The organism is Arthrobacter sp. GAS37 (assembly GCF_044908325.1).
Taxonomy (GTDB): Bacteria; Actinomycetota; Actinomycetes; order Actinomycetales; family Micrococcaceae; genus Arthrobacter; species Arthrobacter ramosus.
Genome location: NZ_JBIYDB010000080.1, coordinates 1 through 2,969, shown reverse-complemented (window position 1 = coordinate 2,969; position 2,969 = coordinate 1). Strand labels below are relative to the sequence as shown.

At 63.9% G+C, this 2,969-nt stretch carries 3 protein-coding genes; all 3 read left to right on the top strand.

All coding sequences use genetic code 11. The features are described 5' to 3' along the window. The first annotated feature begins 186 nt into the window (after positions 1-186). Genes ABH924_RS24710 through ABH924_RS24700 form a run of 3 tightly spaced genes read left to right on the top strand, consistent with a single transcriptional unit; the run spans position 187 to position 2,851 of the window. A complete protein-coding gene (locus tag ABH924_RS24710; protein WP_404503156.1) occupies positions 187-1,263 on the top strand; it encodes a tyrosine-type recombinase/integrase in 1,077 nt (358 codons plus the stop codon). Beyond that, positions 1,260-1,583, top strand: coding sequence for a helix-turn-helix domain-containing protein (locus tag ABH924_RS24705; protein WP_404503154.1), 324 nt, complete (start codon positions 1,260-1,262; stop codon positions 1,581-1,583). The genes ABH924_RS24710 and ABH924_RS24705 overlap by 4 nt, the downstream gene beginning before the upstream one ends. A gap of 50 nt (positions 1,584-1,633) precedes the next feature. Continuing rightward, positions 1,634-2,851, top strand: a complete 1,218-nt coding sequence (locus ABH924_RS24700) for a tyrosine-type recombinase/integrase (RefSeq protein WP_404503152.1) — start codon at positions 1,634-1,636, stop codon at positions 2,849-2,851. Positions 2,852-2,969: the final 118 nt, after the last annotated feature.

The following is a 2,969-nucleotide window of genomic DNA, read 5'->3' as shown; positions in this document are numbered from 1 at the left end:
CTAATCAACAGTCGACGTGTTCCTGAGCCCGCCAGGCCCGTAGAACGACCCGCTTGACGCGTGAACCAGACGCTGCAGGCGTGTCCCTGCATCCAAGCCTCGCTGATGAAATATCATCATTCTTAGCGGCTGAATGTGTGTTTGGTTGATGTTTCTTCATTGCGGGTGAAGTCGAGGAGGCGTGGGTTGGTTCTTGCTGTCGTGCGCGATTTACGGGACCATCGGATGCGGGCGACCGTGGACGAGCTGGTCGACTTCGAGACCGATGTGCTGGCAGGTTTCGTACTGGCGCGGGCGTCGGCCGGTCTGGTCGATAGCACGATCCGCAACGATACCAACCACCTGGAGCTGATCCGAGACTGGTTTGGCCGACCGTTGTGGGAAATGCAGCCCGCTGACGCGGATGCCTACTTCGGCAAGGTCATCCGCGAGGCCCGCCCGTCCACCCGTGCCGGGAGGGCTGCGGCTTTAGGGGTGTACTTCGACTTCCTCGAGCTGCGGCACAAGATCGAGCTGCACAACTTGACCGGCCGCGTGGTTGAGTGTCCGTTGGATGAGATCAATCGGCCGCGCGCCGCGGTCGATCCGCAGCTGCGCGTTCCGCCAACCGCCGAGGAGGTTGAACAGTTGTTCGCCGGGTGGCGTGAGGAGCTGATCACCTGCCGCAAATTCGGTCCCGCCGCCCGCAATTATGCGGTCGCCCGACTGGCGGCCGACGTCGGGTTGCGGATCAACGAGGCGAGGATGCTCGATCTCAACGATGTGCGGTGGGAGCTGGGCCGGTTCGGGAAGCTGAATGTCCGTCATGGCAAAGGCTCTCGCCGCAAGGGTCCGAAGCCGCGGCTGGTTCCGCTGATCAACGGCGCCGACCGCAGCCTGCGGTGGTTCATCGAGGACGTGCTCGGATTGTTCGTTACCGCCCCGACCGCCCATGAGACGGCGCTGTTTCCCTCTGAACGTAAGAACGCCGACGGGTCATGCATGCGCGCTACCGCCGACGTATACCGACGCTCCCTGGCTGAGGCCGCCGACCGGCATCTGCCCGCGTGGTCGGGAAAGCTCACGCCACATGTGCTGCGGCACTTTTGCGCATCCGAGCTCTATCTCAGCGGGATGAACCTGTTCGCGATACAGGAGCTTCTCGGCCATGCCTGGACCGCTACTACGGCCCGGTATATCCACGTCCACGCTACCCATGTTGAAGACGCCTGGGTGACCGGCCAACGCCGTGTCGCCGACCGATGGAAGGGATTGGCACGATGAAATGGAACCTCCGCCTGGCCGCCGCCAACCGCGGCATCTGGAAGGCCAGCGAACTGCAAAGAATGCTCGCCAAGCGCGGTCTGGAGATCAGTGCCGGCAAGATGTCAGGCCTGTGGTCAGGCAATCCCAACGCCATCAAGCTCCACGACCTGGACGTGATCTGCGCTGTCCTCGGCTGCGGGGTTGAAGACCTCTTGCTACCGGAGCCTGACAGCGTGGCCGAACCGCAAACGGAAGCCGATGGAAAGAGCACGGCCGTTGGCGGCGCACACCCCGTAGCCCCGCGTGCACGCACAGGCAGGTCACTGCCGCCGCGATGAACTGCCTGCACTGCGATGCGCCGCTGCCCGCCCGGAGTCGTCGAGACCGCATGTACTGCAATAACAAATGCAGGGCATGGGCTTCGCAGTTCCGGCTCCGGGTCGATGAGTCGCCGCCACCACGGTGGAGGCACCCGGCGCTGGAGTCGGATGACCCGGTCCTTTCCCGAGCTGCTGCGCGCGCCCAGCAGCTCGGCGAGGCCCATGGCTGGGGTAATTCAACTACGAGATGTGTCCTCGACGGGCTGGTTGCGGTGCTGGACGGTCTTGCCGCTGGTGAACGCGTTCTCACGAGCGACGTGCGCACGAAGACACACCGGCATGTGTCCAAGCCGCGTCTTGCCGAAGTGCTCGCTGACCTTGACCTCCTCGAAGACGATGCGGCATCGGCGATCCGGTCATGGATCGACCGCAGCACCGACGCCCTATCACCAGGGTTCGCCGGACCGGTGCGCCACTGGCTGCTCGTGCTGCTCGACGGCGACGCCCGCAGCAAGCCCCGATCGCAGGCCACCGTGTACAGGTACTTCGGCTCGGTCCGTCCGTTCCTCGAACACTGGGACGCCAAGTATGACCATCTGCGGGAGGTCACGAAGACCGACGTATACGCCGTGCTTGAACCTCTGCGCAGCTACCCGCGGAGCAACGCCGTGTGCGCCTTACGGTCGCTGTTCCGCTTCGCCAGGAAACGCGGCCTGACCTTCGTGAACCCCACCACGGGCGTGAAATCCCGCCCGGCCGATCCCGGCATGGTGCCGATGACCGACACCGAGATCAGCGCCGTCGAGCAATTGGCCGTCAACCCCGCCGAACGCCTGATCCTGGCGCTGGCCGCCGAGCACGCCGCCCGCACCAGCACGATCCGGCACCTCACACTCGATGACGTCGACCTTCCTAACCGGCGGATCACCATCGCCGGTCACAACCAACGACTTGGCGAGCTGAGCCGCCGAGCACTGCTGGTCTGGCTTGAATACCGCCGCGCAGCCTGGCCCCACGCACCCAACCGGCATCTGCTCGTAAACACCAGGACCGCGCTCAACAAAGGACCAGTCAGCACCACACACATCAGCTTCCGGCTGAAACAGGGCGGTTTCAGCATCGATCGCATCCGCGCCGACCGCATTCTCCACGAAGCACTAACCGCAGGACCGGACCCGCTACACCTCTCGCTGGTCTTCAATATCTCCCACGACACGGCCTTCCGCTACTCAAAAGTCGCGCAACAGCTGCTCAGCGACGAGCTCGAACAACCAACCGAGCAATGAATCCGCAGACTCCGCCTGCACCCGGTCCGCGAACCCACCGTGAAGCCTTCCATCCTGGCCCGAAATGCCGTGAGTTCCCGCTCAGAACACTTCAGTCCGGCTGAACTCACGGGAAACC